Genomic DNA, 1,096 nt, shown 5'->3' on the forward strand with positions numbered 1-1,096 from the left:
GTGGTCTGCGCGGCGGCGGGGAGGGGGAGGAGGGTTAGGGCCAGGAGGAGGGCGGTGGACCTGCGCCTCCCGTCACCCTCACCCTCCCATCGCTGGCGCGATGGGCCCCTCCCTCTCCCAAGGGGAGAGGGGTCTTGCTCCCTCTCCCGTTGGGAGAGGGAAGGGGCCCGCTGCCGTAGGCAGTGGGAAGGGTGAGGGTGACCGCGCACCTCCGTCCCCATCCCCTCACCCCCGTCGGAACTGGTTGCGTACTTCATAGGCCATCACCGCCGTTGCCACTGCCGCATTGAGGCTGTCTGCCTTGCCGAGCATGGGGATCTTTACCAGAAGATCGCAGGCGGCTTCCATATGCGGCGGCATGCCCTGCGCCTCGTTGCCGGTGAGCAGGAAGGTCGGCGCGGCATAGCGCGGGGCCTGATAGTCGTGATCCGTATCGAGGCTGAGGCCGACGAGCTGGCCGGGGCCGGCGCGCAGCCAGGGCTCGAACGCCTCCCAGCGGGCGCGGGAGACCGGCACGGTGAACAAGGCGCCCATGCTCGCGCGCACCGCCTCGACCGAGAAGGGGTCGACACAGTCGTCGAGCAGGATCAGCCCGCCGGCGCCCACCGCGTCGCCGGTGCGCAGGATGGTGCCAAGATTGCCGGGATCGCGTAAGCGCTCGGCGACCAGCCAGATCGGCGCGGTACTGCGGTCGATCTCGGCGAGGTCCAGCGCGAACTCCGGGTACACGCCGACGACCGCGCCCGGATTGTCCTTGCCGGAGAGCTTCGAGAGGATGTCGGCATTGGTCTCGATCGCCTCGCCGCCCTGGGCCTCGGTGGCGGTGACGAGGGCCACGACCAGCGGGTGGCGGGCGGTCTCGGCGGTGTAGAAGAGATAGTCGGGGATCCGGCCGGCTTCGCGCGCCTCGGTGAGGATGCGCAGGCCCTCGGCGAGGAACAGCCCCTCTTCGCGACGGTGGCGCTTGTCGCGCAGGTTGCGGATGCGCTTGATCAGGGGGTTGGAATAGGCGGTGATTTCGCGTGGCATCCGCGCGCTATAGGGCGGGATGGGGGCGGGGGCTAGTTGGCCCTCTTAAGTCCCTCCTCCTTGGAGG

The 1,096-nt window shown here is 69.5% G+C and carries 1 protein-coding gene; it reads right to left on the reverse strand.

What is annotated here, in order from left to right; all coding sequences use genetic code 11:
* Window positions 1-225 precede the first annotated feature (225 nt).
* Window positions 226-1,029, reverse strand: coding sequence for an RNA methyltransferase (locus tag S2M10_RS17075; RefSeq protein ID WP_168847135.1), 804 nt, complete (start codon window positions 1,027-1,029; stop codon window positions 226-228).
* Window positions 1,030-1,096 lie beyond the last annotated feature (67 nt).

Source organism: Sphingomonas sp. S2M10, assembly GCF_012650175.1.
In the GTDB taxonomy this organism is placed as follows: Bacteria; Pseudomonadota; Alphaproteobacteria; order Sphingomonadales; family Sphingomonadaceae; genus Sphingomonas.

Bases quoted from the DNA above. Each gene is read 5' to 3' on its own strand.
- S2M10_RS17075 (WP_168847135.1), bottom strand. From the start codon at position 1,029: ATGCCACGCGAAATCACCGCCTATTCCAACCCCCTGATCAAGCGCATC.